Below are 23,349 nucleotides of genomic sequence, written 5' to 3'. Positions count from 1 at the left end.
AGTTTAAGGATGGGATGATATCTTAAAACCTAGTGCTATTTAGTTAATCAATTCCCATTGTTGAGAACTTGTCCCGTTATCCGTGTATATTTGCAGGTGGGTACCGTTTACAGTACTTCCTCCGGGAATATCAAGTAATTTATTACTGTTAACATTGATTAGGCTGATAGTTCCGTCCGGGTTCTCTCTAAATATCCATTGCTGAGCGGTTGTTCCATTATCCATCCATATCTGAACAGCAGATCCATTCGTTATTCCCCCACCTGACACTTCGAGCGCTTTTCCGCTATTTACATTGATCAATTTATACTTATTTGCACCCAAATCATACACTTGCCATCTTTGAGAAGGGGTATGATTATCAGTCCAAATCTGTATAGGTGTTCCATCTGCAGTGTTTCCTCCGGTGACATCCAAGGCTTTTCCATTCCCAGCATTTAGTATCCTGTATTCTGCTCCATTTGAAATCGCCTTAACGAGTCTCCACTTCTGAGCCGCTGTCCCATTTCCGGTCCATATCTGCACAGGCGTTCCATTTGTTGTGTCTCCGTTTGCGACATCGAGAACTTTATTGCTATGTATATTCACAAGCTCATAAGAACTGTCTCCATGATCAATTACTCGCCAGGCTTGAGCTTCGGTTCCGTTATCATTCCATATTTGGACTCTAGTCCCGTTCGATGTTGCTTCACCCGCTACGTCGAGTGCCTTCCCACTATTCACATTGATCAACTTAAAAGAGTCGTTCATTGCGTGACAAAGCAACCACCGCTGTGCATCTGTTCCGTTATCTGTTTCTATTTGAACTTTAGTCCCATTGGTAGTATTTCCTGCATAGACATCAAGCGCCTTATTGCTATTCAAATTCAGTAATTTATATTCGGACGGCTTACAATTTAAGTTTTTCTTCCCGATTAAGTTACCATTGTTGTCATACTGAAAATTCAGATAGGTCCCTTCGGTTAGTTTGACTAGACTTAACCCTCCTGTTTTAGAATATGTATATTTCATAGCGGCAGCCGTCTGGGAATTGGCCAAAACCAAAATGAGTATACATATCATTGACATATATCCCTTCACCGGATCATCTCCTCTGATAAAATCATGTGCTATATTTCTTCAAATCTCTGCAGATTTCATTAAATTCCCATTCCTGTCATATGAGTATCGAACCACTCTATTGTCCGGATATCGGACCTGAACTAGCCGTCCATTCGAATCATATTGATACGTCGTTAATTGCTGAACGCTGATATCATCTAATGAAAGAGCGCCGCCATTCCGAATGCCCCAGATTAAGTAATAATTCTCCTGCTCTCCGGTCGTGAATGTGATCGTCTTCACTCCACGCGTTCCATTCGATTCATTCCAACTGGTCCAACCCATGACTTCGACATTATCCATCCCCCTGACAAAAAAATAAAAATGTCGGTTAGGATCTTCCGGTTGCATTTCCACAGATTTATAAGCAAAACGTACGTTATACGTGGTATTCCTTTGGAACTTCATGGTGTCACTATCACTTACCGCGACATTTGACCATTCCGTGGTGGTTGGCGAACTTAAGTAAGCCGAATACAACCCATTCACTACTTTAGATGGCTCACTGGTAAGAATTCCTGAATCCGGGATATATTTCGTCCCGCTATAGGTCCCTCTCTCAAAAGATTCACTATCTTTATGGATGGTCACATCATCGAGGGAAAGAGCCCCTCCGTTATGGATCCCCCAAATCAGAACATAATTTTCTTTATTTCCGGTCGTGAACGTTACGCTTTTCTTGCCTTGATTCCCGCTGCTTTCATTCCAAGTGGTCCAGCCCTTTTCCTCCTGGTCATCTGTGCTTCTCGCCAAAAAGTAAAAATAACGGGTATTCTGAAGCGGGTTCATATCTAAAGATTTATAGGAAAAGCTAACAGTGTACGTCGTATTCCCCTCAAATTTAATTTTGTTGGGATCTGAAAAAGCGAATGCTTTCCAGTCTTCATTTAATTGAGACACAAGATAGGCCGAGTACTGCCCGCTTATAACTTTTGCCGGGTCCTTTGTAAGCACACCAGAGCCTGCCGTAAACTGGGTGTCTGTAAATGTACCGATCTCGAAAGACTCACTTACCTTTGTAATCTCAATTTCATCAATTGAAAGTGCCCCTCCTGAATGGATTCCCCAAATCAGATAATAGTTTTCTTTATTTCCGGTCGTAAATGTTACAACTTGACTCCCCCTAGTCCCGCTAATCGTATTCCAGTCCCTCCACCCCTTATCTTCTGTATGATCTGTACTCCTTGCCAAAAAATAAAAATAACGATGATTGCCTGTGGGCACCATCTCAATGGATTGATATGAAAAAGTCACTTGGTAGGTCGTGTTTTTTTCGAACTTCACTTTATTGGGATCCGTATATGAGAACTCTTTCCAGTCTTCCGTTGGTGATGAGCTCAGAAAAGCAGAATATTGTCCACTCACAATGTGGTTCGGATCCTCGGTAATACTCCCGGAACCAGGCAAGAAATCCGTTTGACTGTAGGACCCTTTTTCAAAGCCTTCGCTACGGGATGAGGTTGCTTTTACAATCTGAATATCGTCGATAGCTAAACTACCGCCCGCATGAATCCCCCAGATTAAGTAATAGTTCTCTTTATTTCCAGTGGTAAACGTCATTGTTCTTATTCCCGTACTTCCGCTTGCATCCTTCCAGGAGGTAAAACTCTTGTCCTCTTGACCATCCGTGCTGCGGGCAAGAAAATAGAAAAAACGGTTGGCATCCATAGAATTCATATCAATGGATTTATAGGCGAAGGTTACTGAGCATGTAGTATTTTTTTCGAATTTGACGGTAACCGAATCCGTATAGTTAAACTCTTTCCACACCTCTGACGAAAGAGAACTTAACAGCGTTGAATACCTCCCTCTAACCACTTTTTGCGGATCGCTTGTGATCGTTCCTTGAATGGGCAGATAACGCGTACCTGTATAAGATCCATTTTCAAAGGTTTCCTTAGTCCACAAGTATATTTTCCTCAGCCGAGACCTTACTCTGACCCAATGCAAACAGTATGACTATAAGACAGATGTGTATCCAACAGACAGAACATTTAGTTCTTTTCAATTCATTCCACTCTCCCCCAATAAGTTCCTCAACCATCATAAGTGACTCGCTTAGCCTTTAAAACGGTTGTATTTTGTCGAAATATAACTACTTTTGTCGACTACGTAATAGATTTGTCACATTTTAAAATATAAATTTAAATGCCCCATTCATTTGGAGCACTGGGTAAAAGAAAGACCTTGAGGCAGCCTCCCTCAAGGTCTTTGAGTCATTCGTCAATTCAGTATAAGTGCTTCTAACTTTTTAGGAGCTAAGTCTCTTATATATCATTCTGCTACTAAGTTTCTAACTTCATCAATCTCTTTTTTCAATTGACTAAATAACTCTTTATTTGTTGCAGCATTCTTATTTTTAAAATTTGTTTTCCCTAAGAACTCCATATAAATACTTGCTATTTTCTTTTCAATTTCTTCTTCTTGTTTACTATGATTTTGTTCAGAAAAAGCATTTATTTCTTCCCTTAGCTCTTCAGAAAACCCGAATTTGTCAATGCAGATCTCAAGGGAATCAACGATAAAAAGGGCATCTTCTTTAAAATCATTTCCTAAATTCGAACCATTCCCATTTTCACTTCTGTCCATGGAGCACCCCACTAATTTTTTTTAAATATGAGGCTGGTTCTGAGCCTTATTAAATAAATTTTCTTTAGCTTTTCTATCGTTTTCATTGTCAACAGGTTTTCTAAACTCTAATAATCCCTCCTTTGTAATAGCATTGCAATCTAAAGCATACTCAAGTGACCTGTAAGATCTATATTCCAGCAATTTTACAACTTGTTCTTTATTCAGTCTGCCGCCTTTTCTTACTGTTTCTCTACATTTATAAGTTGCTAGTTCTTTCTTAAACGCCTTACTGGTGAATTCCATTTCCAATGGTAGAAGTAACTGTGGATTTATTTTTTCTGACTTTATAGCATCTATAATAAGACTTTCAATCCCTAAATATTTATGTTGTTTATAGCTAACAATCATCTCGTTGACTAATTCTGTATTTAAGAATTCCAAACTGTTATCTTCACATTTAAGTCTAAAGTACAACCAAGTAATATGCTCTTTGGCTGAAGGTGATATAACAATTGAGTTTAGCACTTTATAAAGGCTAGTTAATTGATGTTTAGATAGTTCCCCATGCAATTCTGCCTGCTCCCCAACTTCAAGTCGAGAAATATAATTATTTAACTCTTCTACCATTTTATCCATATTAGAGTTATCTTTTTCCAAAACTCTTTTAATGGAAATAAGTGTGCTTTCGTGCATATTAGCTCCTCTCTAAAACTATTTTTCATATTTATTAGGATTGTTGTATCTATACCATTTCATAATTCGAGACACTGAGCTTCTAATCTGTGGTCTATATTGGGTCACAAGCATTTGCTGTGCCCGGTTTAATTCTGGTTCACCTTCAAGAGGTTTACCATTTTGCCCTACTCTCACAACATTTCCTTTATTATCAATAACATGGACATGAGCAGGTGCATGATCACCACTTTTGTAATAATGCTCAATATAACCAAAACTACTACTTCCTAGCGTCTTAGGCGGTAACTCAGAAGCATAGGCGGTTGGCATTATATAATTTCCAAGCCCTCCCCAAAAGCCAGGCTCAAGATCAGCAATCTCAACTTTTATTCTTACTCCAATTGCCTTGTTGTTTTCAAGAATAAAGCTTGCTTCTCCTATGGAACAATCAACGTAGCTACAAACATTATTGCGAATTGCATCATTCGCTTTTTCTAATGTTTTTTGTTTTGCCTGTTGCTTAGCTACACAAGAAGCATTGCTACAGTAATTGTTAATATATCTCTGAAGTTCCCCCCACATGCTTGTGTTGTTTGAGAATCCAGGATTGTCAATCAATCCGTCAACACCACTAAATGAATCTAAATAACAACCTGAATCTTTTCCAGCAACACACATCCCCGTGGGGTCTGTATAAATCAACGGATTATTATGCACATACGTATACAAATTCTGACTCAGTGGATTATCAATCTGCCCCTCAACCGTATCCTCATTCAAGAACCGTCCCATACTTGGGTCATAGTATCGCGCACGCAGGTAGTACAGTCCCGTCTCCTCGTCATACACTTCTCCCGTGTACTTGAAGGAATTAGAGATTTCCTCTTTCTGGCTGGTGATGTTGCCCCACTCATCGTAGGTGTAGTTATTCACGACTTTTCCGTTGGTATCTACGATCTGGACGACGTCACCGTGGCCATTGTACAAGTAGTAATAATCCTTAGCCGCTTTCTTATCCTTCTTCACCAATACCCGATCGCCGCGCACAAAATTCGCTTGCTCTACATAATCACCATTGACGATTTTCTCTTCCGAGATCACTTGGCCCTGGAAGTCGTAATTGACCTGAGTCTGAGTATTGCCCTTGGTTTTCATGGACCGCATTCCGTCGGCATAGTACTTGAAGCTGGTGCTGGCTCCGCCCTTGGTCACACTCGTCAAGGTATTCTGCAGATCATACGTATAGCTGGTATCCGCAGCATCCAGGCTTACCGTGCTCGTATCGGACAATGTTAGGCGGTTACCCCGCACGTCATACGTATACGTGGTTTGGCCACCGTCCGGGCGGCTAATCGAGATCAACCGGTTCAGTGCGTCATAGCCGTAATTCGTCCTTTGCTCAGCGCCTTCGTTTCGCGACTCACTGACCGCGATCCGGTTCCCGTTGTTGTCATAGCTGTAGGAGTAACTGGATAGGCTACCCCCTCCCTTGGTATTCTCCATCCTTTCTGTCCAGCCCAGTGCTTTGTTGTACGTATAGGTCGTGATCAATTGGCTTCCATCTGTCAGCGTCGGATACGTAATCGACTTCACGCTGTCATTGCCGAAATAGGTGTACTGCGCGTTGGCAGTTGCTGAACCTGTTACCACTGCACTCCCGTTCGTCTGCACCTGGGTCAGCCGCTGCTGCTGGTACGTATAGTTGGTGAAAAAGCTCATGTACTGGTCACTGATCTGCGTCATTCTTCCCAACACATCCAGCTGATTTCCGACCCATGCTGTATGCCCACCCGATTCCGAAAACGTACTGCGTAGCTGACCCAGACTGTTCTGGGTTTGGGTATGTGAAGCAGTCTGTATCCCATTGGTAAAGGTTAGGATCGTTTGTTTATCCGGGCTGCCATCGCCGGTAATCATTTTGGTTTCCTGTGTTTGCTCTACATTATTAAGAATTCCACGAATGGTGCTGGTCTTCATCTGGCCCGCTTCATCATACGTATAGGTAAAGCTGCTGCCATTGCGGTCCGTCTTGTCGGCTAACTGCCCGGCGCTGTTATACGTGTAGCTCTCACTTTGAGAGGAGCCGTCCTGCTTAACGCTAGGCAGACCCAGTTCGTTATAGGTCTTTGTATTTAGGGTTTGCGGAGTACCGCCTTTGGCTTGAATCGTAACCTTGCTTACTTGGCCGTTCCCATCATAGCTGTAGTTCGTCGTCTGATTCAACGCATCCTTCAGGGCAGTCAACCGGCCTAAGGCGTCATATCGGTAACTGTTTGTCACCCCATCCTCGTTCAAATTATGGTTGGGATCAGTATATCCTATCACCTGTCCGGCAATATTGTAGCGATATGATTCGCTAATAGGCTGCTGCTTCGTCGGCCAGTCTTTGTAGGTGGAAGCAGACAACTTATTCCCCTTAGAATCGTAGCTCTCCTGGACATAGTTCAGGGCCTGGCCAGTAGCCTGGTCCTGGATATAACTGGTGGCCGTGCGAGATCCCAGATCGTAGTCGCTGACCATCACATCCCCGCTCGGTGTCGTGGCCCGGTTCTGTCGGCCCCAGGCATCATAGCTGGCGGTCAGTATATTTCCAGCAGGATTGATGGAGTACACCGGACGACCCTGATCGTCATAATGATATTGGGTAAAAACCCATTTGTTCACGTTCTCGTCATAATGCTCTTCCAGCAAGGTGAGACCTAATCCGTCATACAGCACATTCCTGTAGGTTTTCATGCTAGTGCCACTGGTTATGTTGGTGACCGTCGTAATGGAATCTACCTTTAATACTTGTGTTCCTGCATTTGTCGCATCGAAATTCGGTGAAGACTGATTGTAGTAATTGTAGTCCACAATCTCCTGAATCTGCTGACCCTTGGTGTTCGTCTTTATTGGATACGTTTCTTTTTTTAACCGCCCTGCACCATCGTATTCATAGGCAACAGTCTGGTTGTTGGCCTCGGTTTTCTGGATGACTTGACCATTGCCTTTATTGTAGACCGTTTTGGTGGTAACAGCCTTTTCGTCAGCAGTACCGATATTGAACCACTGCTGTTGCTCTGTGGGGTAGGCATAGTTATTTTCGCTGCCATACCGCACCACCGACTTAGCTATAAGACGATTGTCCACCCGCGTTTCAGCAGTTGTTTGTTCCAGCTTGTCTTGGTTATCAGTCTTCACGTAACTATAAGAAAAGGACATTTGCTCATTCTTAGCATTGATTACCGTTGCTGGACGTCCTTGCGCAGTATATGTGTAAGACTCTATCAGCGGAGCTGCATCGCTTTCGTCCTGGTACCACGATTTGGATGCCGGAAATTGATAATTTGGTTCATACGTGTATGTGGTGCTGTAATGCTGTTTCAGTGATGGATTGCCCGCTTGTCCTGCGGTAAGTGGCCCCGTCTGGGAAGCAACCAGTCCATAGTCGTTATACACTGTCTCGGAATAGAGGCTGTTGGCTGCCCCGCCTGCACCGTATTCGGTAATTGTCGACTTCGTCGGAGAATAGATAAAGGTGGTATCAAACGCCGTGTTCTGAACCTCCTTCCGCTCTCCATTCGCCGCGGCTGTTTCGGTCAGCACTAATCTTCCATCCCGGTCAAAGGTTTGGGTTGTAGCCATGTTATTGCTCGGGGTAGTACTGATGATTTTGGCGGTGGTCCCATAACGAAAATCATCAGGTAAGTTCCCTGGATATTGTTCAGGGGTATTCCCCGTATAATTTCCATTATACTGGTAGTCCACTTGATTATACGTTTTACTGCCGATCATGTCTTTTTTAGACTTTACTTGGTAATCTCCTACAGTATCATATGGCGCGTAATTTCTAGTCGTGTATTTATATTCATAGGCCGTCGAAGAACGGGGATATTTAATATTTTTCAACATTGCATAATAGTTTAGTTTTTGCGGGCCAGAATAGCCGCTATCCGGTTTATACTGTGTAAATTCGACATCATAATCAAAGGTGGTGTACTCTCCCGCCTGATTCTCTACGGACGATAAATAAGGCATCATTACAGGGTCAATTTTTTCACCTGTCCAGTTCACAGGTTGGGATACCCGCCACTTTTTCAGGGTTACTTTTTCGACTTCTCGCTCGCCGTCCAGAACACGGATAACAACATCTTCTCCAGTAAATACATCTGTTGTATTCAAATTGTGCTCATAGCTAAAGGTTACTTTCCGGCCGACACTATCCGTAATGGAAGAGATCAGCTGATCCTGTTGATTATAGTTGAAGGTAATGGTATTGCCAAAGCGGTCTTCAATACCGAGGATATCCCCGCTGATGGAAAAGTACTCCCGCCGCCCATCCAGATATTCAACCCACTGACTTGATTCCGTTTGACCATTACTGAATGAATGTTGTGTAGAATTAGTGGAGTAACGCATATTTCTTCCATAATAGTTCACGAATCCTGTATACGGAGTAAGTCCATACATCTCCTCGGCTGGACCTGAGGTCAGGAACACACTGCCTTTGCCGTCATGATAGTATCTTCTCCCATTATCTGCTTGTATGGAAGGGAACTGAAGAGCCCAGCCTGTTCCTAAATTGAATTTACTGGAATAATAATCTTTTACCAATAAATAGGGGTTTGCTGTCGTACTAGTTACCCATTCGAACACAGGGGTTTGATTCGATTTATACATGAGCCCAATATCTAAATCGAGCCCATCCCGGCCCGGTAAATGGATTTGATTCTGTTTCCAGGTTAAAGATCCTGAGATCGGGTCAACCACTTCCGTGGTGCTACTCCGGTCTTCATACTGGCGTTTATTGCTTTGATTAATTTGCGCCATTTTGTAGGCCTCAATCACACCTGAATAAGCCCTGTCAAAGGCGGTAACGGTAGAGGCAGCCCATTCGAGCTGGTCTTTACTGAATTTTGCCGCTTTTTCTGGTTCGTCACGATATACTTCTTCGGTTACTGTACGATACGTTTGGGGGAACAAAATGCGCTCTTGCAGATATACGGCATCCGATACTCCAGTGTGCTCGGAGGAGAATCCCCTAGGGTTGCGGTAGAGTTCAGACTGGATCTCTTCCCACGCCGTTCCTTCCTGATGCTGCTTCAAAAGCGCAAGTGGCGTCAGGTCTGGACGATCCAGTTGAAGCAGATTGATCCAATATACATCTTCCTTTGAAGCTCCGGCTGCTATCAATTGTTCAATATCTTTTTGACTTAAATCCTTGGATGAAGAGGTCAGGCTTTTCTGCTGCATCTGCTTTTGAAGAGTGGGCGACTGGAGCAGGAAGGAAGTATCCAATATCCCCTGTTTCTCTAAGGTTTGCAGTTTAAGAAGGGGGATGACAGACATTTGCTCCGGGCTGTAAACATCCTGGACTACCGGAAGTTTCGCCTCAACCGGAGGAGTTTCCGGGAATAACGGTGGTTTTGACGAAAGCTCTGTTGGTCTCGCTGTGGGTTCAAGCTCAGCAGAACGTTCACTGATGGAACTTGGCACTGGCGAAGCACTTGGGCTTGGGGTGTGACTTTCTTGTGAGACCGTTTTCTCTTTGGAACGACTGCTGGCTCCCTCTGCAGCCACCGTTGAATTCATAGGAGGAATACAGGATAGAAGCATGACGATGGCCAGTAGAATGGTTAGGAAGGGCTTGATTTTTTTCATGAATTTCAATATAAACTCTCCTGTCAATATGAAATAGAAATAATAGTTTGTGCAGTAATTAATTCGTTCGAACCCGTTTTTTAATCAGATTTCCATTCGCGTCATATTCATAGTAAACGGTTTGCCCTGAAGTAAGTTTTACCGATTGAAGTCTTCCGGAGGAATCATAAGTATATGTATTCGTTTTAGAAGGATCAATAACCGTAACCGGCTTCACGAGCGTTTCGCCAAACCAGGTAACGTATTCCTGAAGCATCCCCCAATCGGTTATATAGGTTCCTGGTACAGCAGGAGCTGACATTGTAAAAACAAAAGTGTAATCTTCACCCGGTTTAATAATGATGCCGGAAGGCAAATAATAACGCCCTTGTGCAAACGGGTCATTGTCTCCTGCCGCACCCAAGCGGTACATTCCCGTTGCGGTTCCCTCTTCATACCAGGATGTCTCGCCCTCGTTTCGCATAGTTACAGTCACGTTATAGGATTGACCTACTTCCATGATAGAAGGAATCGTATGCGTGATCACCCTCGCGTTACGAGTCCCCTCTACAACTTGGACATTTTTCGTCAACGTCTGACCAAACCAGGTTACCCCGTCATGAACCATTCCCCAATCGGTCATATACGTTCCTGTCTCAGTCGGCGCCTGCATAATAAAAGAAAAGCTTTGTACCTCTCCCGGCTTCACTCTTCTTCCATCAGGAATGACTTGACGGGTGTTGGCAAACGGATCTTGATCCCCTGCACCCCCTAGACGGTACCACTCCTCTGGTGACCACGTATCTCCGCCATCGTTGCGGAAGGTCAGAGTGACTGGATACTTATGACCTTTGGCCATAACAGATGGGATATTCTCATGCATCAGTGTGGCTGAGCTGGATGAAATCGATGAGACAACAGAGACATTCACGGTCAGGGTGTCTCCAAACCACTCGACATCCTCCTTCAACATTCTCCAATCCGTGATGTAACTTCCCGTTGTAGTTGGAGCTGTCATGTTGAACGAAAAGGTGATGGATTGTCCTGGAGAGATAATTTGTCCATTAGGGATAAACTTCCTCCCATAAGAAAGCGGATCACTGTCCCCCACATCCCCCAGCCGGAATACATTCTGTTCTGACCAAATTTCAGTTCCGTCATTACGAACAGTGACAGTAACCGGGTAAGTAACCCCTGCTTGCATCATTGAGGGAATGGTATGTGACAGGATTGTCGCTCCTCTACCTGAAGCGTGAATGATTGAAGGAGCAACTACTGCCGGGAAGCTAAGCAGCAAGATGAACAACAGACTGATTTTATTCCAATACTTTTGCATATTACCTCCGCCTTTAACCACTTCATTCTTTAGTAAAAGTAACCTTATCAACTACAAATGTGCCACCAGAAGAAGAATCAACGTGAAAATGGATTCTCGCGGACACTGATCCTACGGGTGGTTTCAAAGTTCCGCTTATTGTACGCCATGCATTTAAACTACTTACCTCTGTCAGTGTCACTCCGCTGATCAACTTTCCTGACGCATCGTAATAGTTTACGATTGTTTTTACGGTGTTGCCTGGTAAGTCAATAATATTAATAAGACCATTTAACTTGTAATTTGAACCTGGTACTATAGCTACTTCCTGATATATTCCACCTATACCAGTCATAACAGCTTTTTGAGCTTGAATCCCTGAGGCTACAGTCAAGGTGGTCAATTGATAATCACCATAAGCTCCATATTTTTCCCAACCATCCGCTACACCACCCATTTGAGATCCCTCGAAATCCCCGTTAGCCAGCAGATTTCCATCTTTACTCCTTTTAAAATTCATCATGTCTACTACGAAATCGCTCCCTTGAAGGGATGTTGTATGAACATGTATTCTCGCTACTACGGCTCCATTTGGAGTTTTAACAGTACCACCAACGGTTGTCCATACATTTAAAGTATTGATTTCTCCAAGACTCGTCCCACTGATGGCCTTCCCTGAGTTATCAAAATAATCTACGATTAGCTTCACCGATCCAGCCTTCAAATCTCTTATGTTTACACGGCCAATTAAATCATACAAGGTATTCCCGCTAACCATTACATCTTGATACAATCCACCAGTACCCGTCATCAAGATACTTTGAGATTGTCTACCTGAAGTAACCATCGACGTTAAAAGCCGATATTCTCCTGAAGCCCCATATTTCGCCCATCCATCAGCAACACCAGCGATCTGGGATGCTTCAAAATCCCCATTGGCTAACACATTTCCGTCTACACTTTTTTTCATAGTAAACATATCTACTAACACCGCACGACCAGAAGAAGAATCTACTTGAATATGGACACGTGCTATCCGAGCATTCAATGGTGTTTTTAGAGTCTCGCCAGCAGTAGTCCATTTTTGTGATGCTCTCACCTCTGCCACGCTAGCACCACTGAGCATTTCTCCTGAAGCAGTGAAATAATTAACGATGAATTGAACCTTTCCACTTATCAAGCTCTCAGTGTTTATTCGACCGTTCAAGTCATATAGCGTATTCCCATTTACAACTACATCCTGATACAATCCTCCTATATTAGTCATCGCAAGCTTTTGAGATTGTGCTCCAGAAGTCACATTGGAGGATACGAGTTCATATTCACCGAAGGCTCCGTATTTTCTCCAGCCATCCGCTGCACCATTAATATGAGACAACTCGAAATCTCCATTTTCCAGCATATTTCCGTATGTACTTTTATACATGGAAACCATATCTATGAATAAGGTAGCTCCAGATGACGAAGTCACGTGAAAATGAATCCTTGTTATAACCGTTCCTTTTGGAGTTTTTACAGTCCCTCCGATAGTTGTCCAAGTGTTTTGAACACCTATTTCTGCCAGATTCTCACCGCCGATGAAATCACCCGAAGCATTATAATAATCCACCTTCAGCATCACCGTTCCACTATTAATGAGGCTTAGGTTGATTTGCCCTCTTATATCATATGAGGTTTCCTCAACTACTTTGATATCCTGATATAACCCTCCTATGCCGGTAGTTATTATTTTTTGGGCTTGTTTTCCACTTGCAACTGTCGTTACCTCCATTTCTCCTTTAGGCTGTTGAAAGCCAGAACCATTGTACGTGTTCCAATATTGGGCAATTCCGCCACTCTCATCAGACAATTCGAAATTTCCATTTTTTATAAAATTACCATTTGAATTCTTCCTTATTAAATTCCCGTTTAAATCATAATAGTAATCAACCGCATGATTAATTGATTTCACTGATTCTAATTGACCGTTTTTATTATAAAAATATTCGTAATCACTGGCGTAGGCATTGTGGGGCAAAACAGCTATTAAAACAAAGGTTAAAATAATTAATGTTATACTTCTCATCCTTACCACCGACTCACCTTCCCGTTTGCATCATATTATAGGTAATAGATGGATTCCATTGGGTAGCATCAAACTCTAGGTTTCCATTTTGATTATAAATTCACTCCCCTATTTCTCATGTAATAATCATCTCTTGTGAATTTTCAATAAATTCCCGTTCATATCATATGTATAGTCAACTTTCGATCCATCCGGCAAGATAGTCACTATGAGTTGACCTGCTGCATTATACTCATGCTGAACCTGATTGAGTTCCTTGCTGATTGCAACCCGAACAAAACCTGCATCTCGCCCGCTTCCCTTAAGGATTAAATCTCCTCTTCTATCACCATTCACATCGCTGAACCAAATATTATTGCTTTCAATGATTTTACTGCCAGAATTCCAAGTCCACGGTTGATAGCCAATCCCGGTACTTAGAGAAGCATACAACCAGCCTTCGTTATACCCGACATTTTGACCGACAGATAGCATATCTTCCTTACCGTCTCCATTAATATCTGAAAACCACATGGACCCGCTATCGTCAATCATTCGTCTACCGCTGTTCCACGTCCAGGATGTATAGCCTGCCCCGTTACTTAATGAGACGAAGACATATCCTGCATTGGCTATGCCGGGTTGACCTTTGGAGATCAAATCCGCCTTGCCGTCTCCATTCACATCCGCAAACCACTGAACATCATTGTCATTAACCATTCGGAATCCCGAAGTCCAGGTCCATGGATTATAACCGCTCCCGGTACTCAAAGAGACATATAACTGTCCGGCATTAGTTGCATGGGGCTGCCCTTTAGCAACCAGATCCATCTTGCCATCTCCATTCACATCTACAAACCAGGGGGTATCCTTCGCATTAAGCATCTTAAACTCCGATGTCCATGTCCAGGGCTGATACCCCGTTCCGGTACTTAAAGATACGTATATCCTTCCTTCATTCCACGCCCCCGCTTGCCCTATGGATATTAAATCCGCCTTACCATCTCCATTTACATCTTCCAACCACATTGGACTATTGTCATCAATCATTCGGGATCCGGAATCCCACGTCCAAGGTTGGAAGCCATTCCCCGTACTTAATGACACGTACACAACCCCGGCATTCCATGCCCCGGCTTCACCTTTGGTGATCAGATCTGCCTTACCATCTCCATTCACATCGACCAACCACATCGTACTATTGTCATCAATCATTCGGGATCCGGAATTCCACGTCCAAGGTTGGAAGCCATTCCCCGTACTTAATGACACATATACCACTCCGGCATTCCATGCCCCGGCTTCACCTTTGGAGATCAGATCGTTCTTCCCATCTCCATTCACATCCGCAAACCACATCGAACTACTATCATCTATCATTCGGCTTGCTGTACTCCATGTCCATGGAAGGTAACCGCTGAGCTTATTCTGACTGGATGTTCCTGCAGCAGCCGCAGTATTTAAGGATGGCATACTTAGGGAATAAATAAGCATAATTATTAGGACTGCTAGGCTACATTTCTTTGGACTACGCATAAGCATGTGTAATAATTCCTCTCTCATTCTATTTAGACTTATAAGTCTATCATTTACCCACCCTTATCAGATTCCCATTTTCATCATAGTCATAGCGTATAACGCTCCCGTCTGAGAGAAGTGCTGACTCCAACCTCCCATTGGAATCATAGTGATATTCTACTGGCATATATGTTTTATATGGCAAATACAACTGCGATTGTGGAACAATCTCTTTCACTTGGCTGTCACTGGACCAAGACAATCCAAAGGACGCACCTCCGGTATTTTCGAAATATTCGATATGGAGCTCATAATTCTGCCCTTCTATCAGATGGATGGGAAGACTGGTTAATTCACTGGCCTGTGGAATCCATTTATCCAGTAGGAGTTGCCCATCTACCCATAGACGAACACCATCATCTGAATTCGCGTAGAACGTATATGTTCCACTAGATTTGGGACGGATTACCCCCTGCCATCTCACAGAGAATGTATCTGCTCCAATGCTCGCATCTGGAGATCGTTCTCCCCAGCCAAAATTCAGATTAGCATCTGTGCGCGTGAATTTCAGATCAGTCAATTCCATATTGTCATAGTATTCTCCCTTTAGGCCCACTCCAGGAACCTCAACGGGTGGATACAATTGACTTTGGGGAACGAACTCTTTCGCTTGAGTAGGACTTGCCCACAGAAGTCCGATAGCTGCTCCACCCAGATTTTCAAAATACTCAATTTGAATGTCGTATTGATTTCCAGCTACGAATTGCACGGTACTGCTTTGAAATTGATCGGACTGGTTGACCCAACGGTTTAGAATGAGTTTTCCGTCTATCCATACACGCACCCCATCATCCGCATTGAGATAAAATGTATAGGGTTCACTATATTTGGGCTTGATCGTTCCCGTCCAGCGAACTGAAAAGGTATCCGGCTCGATCAGGCTGTCCGGTGAACCTTCTACCCAGTTAAAATTCACAGTCGCATCTGTACGTGTCCGTATTAGCCCGTTCATCTCCAGATTGTCGTAATACTCTGCTTTCAGACCTACTCCCTGCACATCCGCCGGAAGATGCAATTTACTTGGAGAAACGGTCTGTTTGGCCTGACTGACACTTGACCATTGCAGGATTGCTGTGGCTCCTCCACCATTCTCAAAGTATTCGAGACGTATATCATAGTTTTGTCCGGCAATCAGTGTGATAGACTGACTCGTTAGTTCACCGGCTTGGGTCATCCATTGATCAATAATCAAGCGGCCGTCAACCCATAGCCTAACCCCATCATCGGCAACGGTATAAAAGGTATACCTTTCACTGAATTTAGGTTGAATTGTCCCTGTCCATCTCACAGAGAATGTGTCTTGTCCAATGGAGGGATCAGGAGAACCCAATCCCCAGTTGAAATCCACATTCGCATCCGTTCGGGTCAACTTAAGCCCGCTTAGGTCTGAATTGTCATAATACTCTCCTTTGAGTCCAACTCGGGCGGATTCAACGGGTGGGGTGAATTGCGATTGCGGAACAACCTGTTTAACTTGACTGGGACTCGACCATTGCAAAATCGCCGCTGCACCGCCCCCGTCCTCAAAATATTCAAGCCGGATATCATAGCTTTGTCCTGCTGTCAGTGTAATCGGTTGACTCGTTAGCTCACTTGCTTGGGGTATCCATTTGTCTATCAACAATCGGCCATTAATCCAAAGCCTGACACCATCATCCGCCGTTGTATAAAAGGTGTACACTTCACTATATTGAGGTTGAATAGATCCCGTCCATCTTACGGAGAACGTATCCACTCCAATTAAAGCATCAGGAGAACCTAATCCCCAGTTGAAATTCACATTCGTATCCGTCCGTGTCAGCTTGAGCCCAGTAAGATTGGAATTGTCATAGTATTCTCCCTTAAGCCCTTTACTACCAGCAGCGTCAACGATTGAATGATTTTTTATCGAAGAATTTAACGAGGGTTGAAGAGTATAGCTCCCCCATACATTTTGAGTGAGCGCTAATATAATCAATGATGACAACAAGCGTATTAGAAACTTCAAATTGTCCATTCTCCTCATTATAATATTATGAAGGTTCTACTTACTTCCTCAACCATCATAAGTGACTCGCTTAGCCTTTAAAACGGTTGTATTTTGTCGAAATATAACTACTTTTGTCGACTGCGTAATAGATTTGTCACATTTTAAAATATAAATTTAAATGCCCCATTCATTTGGAGCACTGGGTAAAAGAAAGACCTTGAGGGAGAACATCCTCAAGGTCTTTGAATCATTCGTCAATTCAGTTTTAAGTGCATCTTCTAACTTTTCAGAAGCTACGTCTCTTATAATCATTCTGCTACTAAGTTTCTAACTTCATCAATCTCTTTTTTCAGTTGACTAAATAACTCTTTATTTGTTGCAGCATTCTTATTTTTAAAATTTGTTTTCCCTAAGAACTCCATATAAATACTTGCTATTTTCTTTTCAATTTCTTCTTCTTGTTTACTATGATTTTGTTCAAAAAAAGCATTTATTTCTTTCCTTAGCTCTTCAGAAAACCCGAATTTATCAATGCAGGTCTCAAGGGAATCAACGATAAAAAGGACATCTTCTTTAAAATCATTTCCTAACTTTGAGCTATTCCCATTTCCACTTCTGTCCATGGAGCACCCCACTAATTTTTTTTAAATATGAGGCTGGTTCTGAGCCTTATTAAATAAATTTTCTTTAGCTTTTCTATCGTTTTCATTGTCAACAGGTTTTCTAAACTCTAATAATCCCTCCTTTGTAATAGCATTGCAATAGAGCGATAGATATAATAATAGCCAGCCAACGATGAAGTGTGGAATGAAACTTCATATTAAGTTTCTCCTGTCATTGTTAATTTCAACCGATTATTCAGTCAATTCACAGCCTGTTTAACTTCTACATTATCCACCCAATAATAACCCAGTCCATTAATGGTAGGTTGTACAAGTACTGATATTTTTCTAGCTCCTGCTGGTGCAATCCCAGTTGTTTCAAGTTTTCTCCAATCTGAAGTGCCAGTGAGCGAGCTAGAGGAGGAGTGGTTACTCCAGATCCAACCGTTCTCATCTTGCCAATAAGTCAGAATCTTGACCCCATTCCCTGACAGGCCCTCCGTCCTTACATAAGCTGAGATTGTAAAGGGTGTGCCGCTAATATCTCTGCCAAAATCATAGGTATTATACTGAAATTGATCTCCAGAAGAAGCCACCTTAACTTTTAAAGACTGCACCCCGGTAATTCTGGATGTGGAGTCAATAAGTGAATCCCCTCCATTGGCATCATTAATTACCCATCCCCCCTTCCCTTCCTCAAAGCTAGGATTCGGTAATTTAAAGGCTGGTGACTTGGACTCTGACATTTCGATACTATCTACCCAATACGATCCTTGACCATTAATGGTGGGCAAAATTAATACCGTTAGCGTTTTCGCTCCATAAGGAGCAATTGAAGTTACGGATACCTTGCTCCAATCCGTTGTACCTGAGATCTTATTGGAGGGGAGAATATTACTCCAGATCCAGCCACTCTCATCCTGCCAATAGGTTAATATTTTCACTCCATCTCCCGATAATGCTTCAGTTTTGATAAAAGCCGAGATTGTAAATTGGCGGCCCGTAATATCCGTATTAAAATCCTTACTGATATATTGATATTGATCTCCCGAAGATGCTACCTTAACTTTTAGTGAATGACTACCGGTGTGCTTCTCTGTACTGACGATCGCAGAAGCTCCACCAATCGCATTATTAATAACCCAGTTGTCCGCTTCCTCTTCAAAGCTAGGGTTTGGTGGCATGATTGCAGGTGAAGCAAGTTCACTCACTTCAACTTTATCCAACCAATAATAGCCTTGGCTCCCCACCGTTGGCTGAACAAGTATGACTAGGCTCTGAGCACCATATGGAGCTATTGCGGTTGATTCTACACGAATCCATTCAGTCGTACCCTTAATTGAATTCGAGGGCCGGATATTTGCCCATATCAAGCTGCCATTTGCATCCGACCAATAAGTTAGTATCTTCACACCGCCTGCAGTCATTCCTGAGGTTTTGATATATGCAGAGATCGAGAACTGTCTCCCACTTATATCTGTACCATAGCTCGCGCCTTTAAACTGATATTGATCTCCCGAAGATGCTACTTTAACCTTTAGAGAATGGATACCAGAATAATAGACTGTATTGTCTATTGTCGCCCCTCCTCCTACTGCATTATTTATGAACCAACCCTCCATTCCATTCTCAAAATCACCATTAGGAAAAGACATTGAACGAGCTTTCCCACTGGTTAACAAATTCCCATTTTGATCATACTTAAATAACTGACAGCTTAAAGTAGTCTGACATTGCTTATCTAATCTACCAGACGCATCATAAAAATACTGAATGGATGGGTTAGCTGCATACGTATGAGTTATGTAAGGGACCAAATATACAAAAAAGAGTGCAAGGAACACAGAAATGATTACTTTATTTTTTACCACTACGGACTTCTCCTCTATTTATATACTTATATCTCTTTGATTCTTCCTAATTATAATTAAATGATACTGAGTCAAGGTAAACTGCTCCTGCCCCAAAATCTCCTGTGGATCTGATTAGGAAATACACAGTTGCAATTACAGCTTTATTCGGAATGATTCCTTGATTAGCCAATAACGTATACTTCCCATTCGCTTCAGTAGTGTCTTTAATCGTGCTAGATATAAATGACCCATCTATATCGTAAAAGTCAATATACACCTGTACTTTCGCTTGATGCAGCATATTTATATTAATGTTCCCTGAAATATTGAAAGACTTGTCAGGAATTACACGCAGATCTTGAGAAACACCCACAAAATAATTATTAGGTATCCAGTAACCACTAATTTCCAATGACTTCTGTTCAGCGAATACACGATCATCCTGCAATGTGCCCATTATCGTTAACTTCTTCGTTAGATTTCCGTTTAGGTCATATTTAAAAAGAGTATTAGAGGTCTGGGTTCCCTTACTATAGGTCTGGTTAAGCAGGCGGCCTGATGCCGAATAAGAGTTTTTGACCCCAGCTTTAATTGATGTGTTCTCAACTAACTGGATCACTTCCCCTGCTCCTGATTGTTTATGTAAGGTCCAGTTATACGGTGTTTCAGATCCGAAATTATTCACTTCAAAACCAGCATTACTCAATAAATTAGTCGTATAACTAAACCTCATATCATCTACAAAAATACTTGCCGCCCCGCTTCCCCCAACCGCCCGAATAATCGCGTAAATACGGGCATAAGCAGCATTAATAGGTACTATTCCTGTATTAGAAGTTGTTACATATGCCCCTTGAGTAGTAGCCGGCAGTTCTACTATATTAGCTCCAAGAAAGACACCTGTTTCTGCAAAAAAATCAGCATACAGCTGCACTTTAGCGTTGCTAATACTATCCACTTTGAATCGTCCGCTCATTGTATATTTTTGATTAGGTACAACTTTCATTAACTGACTTATCCCAACATATTCGTTCACTTTAATATTGGATGCTTCGATTTTCTGTATCGTATTCCCATAGTTATCTGAAACTAATTGATAACTATGGATATCATTCGCGTAACTTGGCAACCAACCATTTCCTAACGAGGCTGCACTTTGCGCTTCAAAGTCTCCATTATTAAAAAGATTGGCTTCATTTGTATAATGAAAATCTAAAGAATCTGCATAGATTGTTCCAGAACCATTTAAGCCAGTACCACGAATCATTACATATACAACAGCGAAAGCTGTATCCTTTGGAATTTGTCCGGTGTCAGATAATGTCATATATGTACCATTGGTTGGTTTGGCATATTCAATAATAGTCGTCCCCAGATAATGGCCCGCTGAGTTCACAAAATCAATATATAATTGAGCCTTGGCATTAGATAAACTCTCTATTAACAAAGCTCCACTTGTATGAAATTTTTTTCCTGAATCCACCTTTATTTTTTGAAAGACTCCTACATAACCATTAACAGGAAGGGATGAGACACTAATTCTTTGTGCTCTGGCTCCACTTAACGATGGATAAGGAACTGAACTGAATGCAGAATTATAAGAGGCAGCGTAGTCCCAGTCTTCCGAATTAGTGGAGGCGGCTGAGAACTTCTCATAATCCGCATTTGCAATCAAATTACTGTCATTGGTATATTTTAAAGATAAATTATCAGCTATAAAAATTCCCGATCCATTATCAGAAGTAGAACGGATCAACGCATAAATAACAACAGTTGTAGCTCCATCAGGAACGATTCCCTTCCCGCCTAGAGTAACGAATTGTCCTGTATTCTGACTTGACAAATCGAAAACTTTGCTATCCACGAAAGCTCCTGCATTAAAAAAATCAGCATATAATTGTACCTTCGCATTGGATATGCTCTCAACAAAAAATCTTCCATTCATGGTGTACGGTTGTCCAGATTTCACGGCTATTGATTGGCTAACACCAGTAAATTGATTCATCGGCAGACTACTTATTGAAATCCTCTGAGCCCTACTTCCTCCTGAGACTTGTGAACTAATAATTGTGAAGTTTCCTTCACCATGGTGATTCCAATTTGCCGCTGTGTTACTATTGTTCGCTATCACTTCAAAACCGGGGTTAACAATTAAATTGTCAGTACCAATGCTTGTATTTGCACTTATCAATTCTGGTTTCAGAATCCCAACGATATTGAAGAACACACACAAAATTAGAAAACCTATAAATTTCTTTCTTATTCTCGAATTCATGGAACATCTCCTCTTCGAAATAAACAATCCTCAACAATCATAATTCACCATTTCATCTTTTGATACGGTGATATTTTGTCGAACAAATAGTTATTTCGTCGAATAAAACTATTAATAGTCAAATTTCCAAATAACAGTGAAAATATTCGGATAAAAATGAAGATTCTAAAAAAGCTATTGCAATTTAATGTGGGACCGCCAAAATTATAAAGAGCATATACAAAATGGATTATTAAGTGTATATTTCTCTAAGATTTACACTTGGGGGGACTTTAACATTGCTTAAATATTTTCATGCTAAAACCATTTTGTTTTTATTTGTCATATCGTTTTGTGTTGTTGTAGCACCAGAAAGATCCTCTGCCATCCAATATAACTACTCGAATTCAGATGGCAGGTTACGTAGTGTAGTAAATGATGACGGAACAATAATCATTTACTTCTATGATAAAAATGGAAATCTCACTTCTAAAAACTCTTGAAGAAGCCAACTGTCCAAGCTCCGATTGAAGCCAGTCAGTTAGATGGCTCCTATGTTGTCTACGCCTATGGTGTTAAGAGGGATGCCCTGAATGTCTCTTTTCCAACCTGGACCGCTTATAATGGAAATGATGATTTGGCTATTCCATTGGTGCCTGGCGAAAAAGTATCTGATGGCATTTGGAAAGCTGTCGTTCCTTTCAATAAACATAATAACGAAACCAGAATTTATTATAATGATGTTTGGGTCGATGGGGTGTATTTTGGGGGAAGTCATACTCTTGTTAAGAGAAATAATGTACAGATTCCTGCGAAAGTAAATTTTAAAGACGGCTCTTATGAGGTCATTGTCGAAGGTATTCATGATGATATCTCTAAAGTAACTTTTTATACCTGGACTGAGGCAAACGGGCAAGATGATCTCAAACAGATGAGCGGGCAAAAAATATCATCCGGTGTATGGAAAGTCTCCATTCCACTTAGTGAGCATAATTATGAAACTGGTATTTATACTACTCATATTTATACAACTGATTTACTTGGAAACAGTACCGGTATCGGGGTTCAGACTGAGATCACTAAGTCCATCCAAGCTCCGACTGAAGCAAATCTGCTAGATGGCTCTTATGTTGTCTATGCCTATGGTGTTAAGAGGGACGCCCTGAATGTCACTTTCCCAACCTGGACCGCCTATAATGGAAATGATGATTTGGCTATTCCATTGGTGCCTGGCGAAAAAGTATCTGATGGCATTTGGAAAGCTGTCGTTCCCTTCAATAAACATAATAACGAAACCGGAATTTATTATAATGATGTTTGGGTCGATGGGGTTTATTTTGGGGGAAGTCATACTCTTGTTAAGAGAAATAATGTACAGATTCCTGCGAAAGTAAATTTTAAGGACGGCTCTTATGAGGTCATTGTCGAAGGTATTCGTGATGATATCTCTAAAGTAACTTTCTATACATGGACTGAAGCTAACGGGCAAGATGATCTCAAACAGATGAGCGGGCAAAAAATATCATCCGGTGTATGGAAAATCTCCATTCCACTTAGTGAGCATAATAATGAAACTGGTATTTATACTACTCATATTTATACAACTGATCTACTCGGAAACAGTACCGGTATCGGGGTTCAGACTGAGATCACTAAGTAAGTCCGTCCAAGCTCTGAGTGATACAAATCTGTTACATGCCTCCTATGTTATGCATAAAAACAGCAACTCATCCGTAGACAAGTCGCTGATTATAGAAATCACTCTAGC

13 protein-coding genes are annotated in these 23,349 nt (G+C 41.9%); 1 reads left to right on the top strand and 12 read right to left on the bottom strand.

The window, feature by feature from the left end:
• Window positions 1–39: 39 nt before the first annotated feature.
• The 12 genes from KDC22_RS07350 to KDC22_RS07295 all read right to left on the bottom strand — a co-directional run bounded on the left by KDC22_RS07350 (window position 40) and on the right by KDC22_RS07295 (window position 21,602).
• Window positions 40–1,080, bottom strand: a complete 1,041-nt coding sequence (locus KDC22_RS07350; RefSeq protein ID WP_211722559.1) for an RICIN domain-containing protein — start codon at window positions 1,078–1,080, stop codon at window positions 40–42.
• A gap of 39 nt (window positions 1,081–1,119) precedes the next feature.
• On the bottom strand, window positions 1,120–3,009 hold the full coding sequence (locus KDC22_RS07345; protein ID WP_211722558.1) for an RHS repeat protein: 1,890 nt from the start codon (window positions 3,007–3,009) through the stop codon (window positions 1,120–1,122).
• Window positions 3,010–3,375: 366 nt separating this feature from the next.
• Entirely contained in the window at window positions 3,376–3,690 is a 315-nt protein-coding gene (locus KDC22_RS07340; RefSeq protein ID WP_211722557.1) for a hypothetical protein, read from the bottom strand.
• 21 nt (window positions 3,691–3,711) lie between these two features.
• Window positions 3,712–4,365 (bottom strand): hypothetical protein, encoded by a 654-nt coding sequence (locus KDC22_RS07335; RefSeq protein ID WP_211722556.1) that lies wholly within the window; start codon window positions 4,363–4,365, stop codon window positions 3,712–3,714.
• Between the two features lie 18 nt (window positions 4,366–4,383).
• Window positions 4,384–9,987, bottom strand: coding sequence for an RHS repeat domain-containing protein (locus tag KDC22_RS07330; protein ID WP_246553681.1), 5,604 nt, complete (start codon window positions 9,985–9,987; stop codon window positions 4,384–4,386).
• Between the two features lie 58 nt (window positions 9,988–10,045).
• Window positions 10,046–11,302: an NBR1-Ig-like domain-containing protein gene (locus KDC22_RS07325; RefSeq protein ID WP_211722554.1), complete on the bottom strand. Its 1,257-nt coding sequence runs from the start codon at window positions 11,300–11,302 to the stop codon at window positions 10,046–10,048.
• Window positions 11,303–11,324: 22 nt separating this feature from the next.
• Window positions 11,325–13,346 carry a carbohydrate binding domain-containing protein gene (locus tag KDC22_RS07320; RefSeq protein WP_211722553.1) on the bottom strand — a complete coding sequence of 674 codons (2,022 nt, stop codon included), beginning with the start codon at window positions 13,344–13,346 and terminating at the stop codon, window positions 11,325–11,327.
• A gap of 126 nt (window positions 13,347–13,472) precedes the next feature.
• Entirely contained in the window at window positions 13,473–14,819 is a 1,347-nt protein-coding gene (locus tag KDC22_RS07315; RefSeq protein ID WP_211722552.1) for an FG-GAP-like repeat-containing protein, read from the bottom strand.
• A gap of 91 nt (window positions 14,820–14,910) precedes the next feature.
• Window positions 14,911–16,899 (bottom strand): PA14 domain-containing protein, encoded by a 1,989-nt coding sequence (locus KDC22_RS07310; protein ID WP_211722551.1) that lies wholly within the window; start codon window positions 16,897–16,899, stop codon window positions 14,911–14,913.
• A gap of 281 nt (window positions 16,900–17,180) precedes the next feature.
• The gene (locus tag KDC22_RS07305; RefSeq protein ID WP_211722550.1) at window positions 17,181–17,495 is read right to left on the bottom strand and encodes a hypothetical protein; all 315 of its coding nucleotides are present in this window, start codon (window positions 17,493–17,495) and stop codon (window positions 17,181–17,183) included.
• A 239-nt stretch (window positions 17,496–17,734) separates the two neighbouring features.
• The gene (locus KDC22_RS07300) at window positions 17,735–19,345 is read right to left on the bottom strand and encodes a hypothetical protein (RefSeq protein WP_211722549.1); all 1,611 of its coding nucleotides are present in this window, start codon (window positions 19,343–19,345) and stop codon (window positions 17,735–17,737) included.
• A gap of 46 nt (window positions 19,346–19,391) precedes the next feature.
• Window positions 19,392–21,602 carry a hypothetical protein gene (locus KDC22_RS07295; protein WP_211722548.1) on the bottom strand — a complete coding sequence of 737 codons (2,211 nt, stop codon included), beginning with the start codon at window positions 21,600–21,602 and terminating at the stop codon, window positions 19,392–19,394.
• A 478-nt stretch (window positions 21,603–22,080) separates the two neighbouring features.
• Between KDC22_RS07295 and KDC22_RS07290 the strand changes: the two genes are divergently transcribed.
• Window positions 22,081–23,241 carry a GBS Bsp-like repeat-containing protein gene (locus KDC22_RS07290; RefSeq protein ID WP_211722547.1) on the top strand — a complete coding sequence of 387 codons (1,161 nt, stop codon included), beginning with the start codon at window positions 22,081–22,083 and terminating at the stop codon, window positions 23,239–23,241.
• The last annotated feature ends 108 nt before the right edge of the window (window positions 23,242–23,349 follow it).

The sequence above is a fragment of the Paenibacillus tritici genome (assembly GCF_018207515.1).
Taxonomy (GTDB): domain Bacteria; phylum Bacillota; class Bacilli; order Paenibacillales; family Paenibacillaceae; genus Paenibacillus_AQ; species Paenibacillus_AQ tritici.
The sequence above is the reverse complement of the archived record's forward strand: the minus strand, read 5'-3'. Positions and strand labels throughout refer to the sequence as shown.

Excerpts from the sequence above, each read along its gene's own strand:
- KDC22_RS07340 (WP_211722557.1), bottom strand. The coding sequence starts at position 3,690 with ATGGACAGAAGTGAAAATGGGAATGGTTCGAATTTAGGAAATGATTTT.
- KDC22_RS07335 (WP_211722556.1), bottom strand. The coding sequence starts at position 4,365 with ATGCACGAAAGCACACTTATTTCCATTAAAAGAGTTTTGGAAAAAGAT.
- KDC22_RS07330 (WP_246553681.1), bottom strand. The coding sequence starts at position 9,987 with ATGAAAAAAATCAAGCCCTTCCTAACCATTCTACTGGCCATCGTCATG.
- KDC22_RS07325 (WP_211722554.1), bottom strand. The coding sequence starts at position 11,302 with ATGCAAAAGTATTGGAATAAAATCAGTCTGTTGTTCATCTTGCTGCTT.
- KDC22_RS07320 (WP_211722553.1), bottom strand. The coding sequence starts at position 13,346 with ATGAGAAGTATAACATTAATTATTTTAACCTTTGTTTTAATAGCTGTT.
- KDC22_RS07315 (WP_211722552.1), bottom strand. The coding sequence starts at position 14,819 with ATGCTTATTTATTCCCTAAGTATGCCATCCTTAAATACTGCGGCTGCT.
- KDC22_RS07310 (WP_211722551.1), bottom strand. The coding sequence starts at position 16,899 with ATGGACAATTTGAAGTTTCTAATACGCTTGTTGTCATCATTGATTATA.
- KDC22_RS07305 (WP_211722550.1), bottom strand. The coding sequence starts at position 17,495 with ATGGACAGAAGTGGAAATGGGAATAGCTCAAAGTTAGGAAATGATTTT.
- KDC22_RS07295 (WP_211722548.1), bottom strand. The coding sequence starts at position 21,602 with ATGAATTCGAGAATAAGAAAGAAATTTATAGGTTTTCTAATTTTGTGT.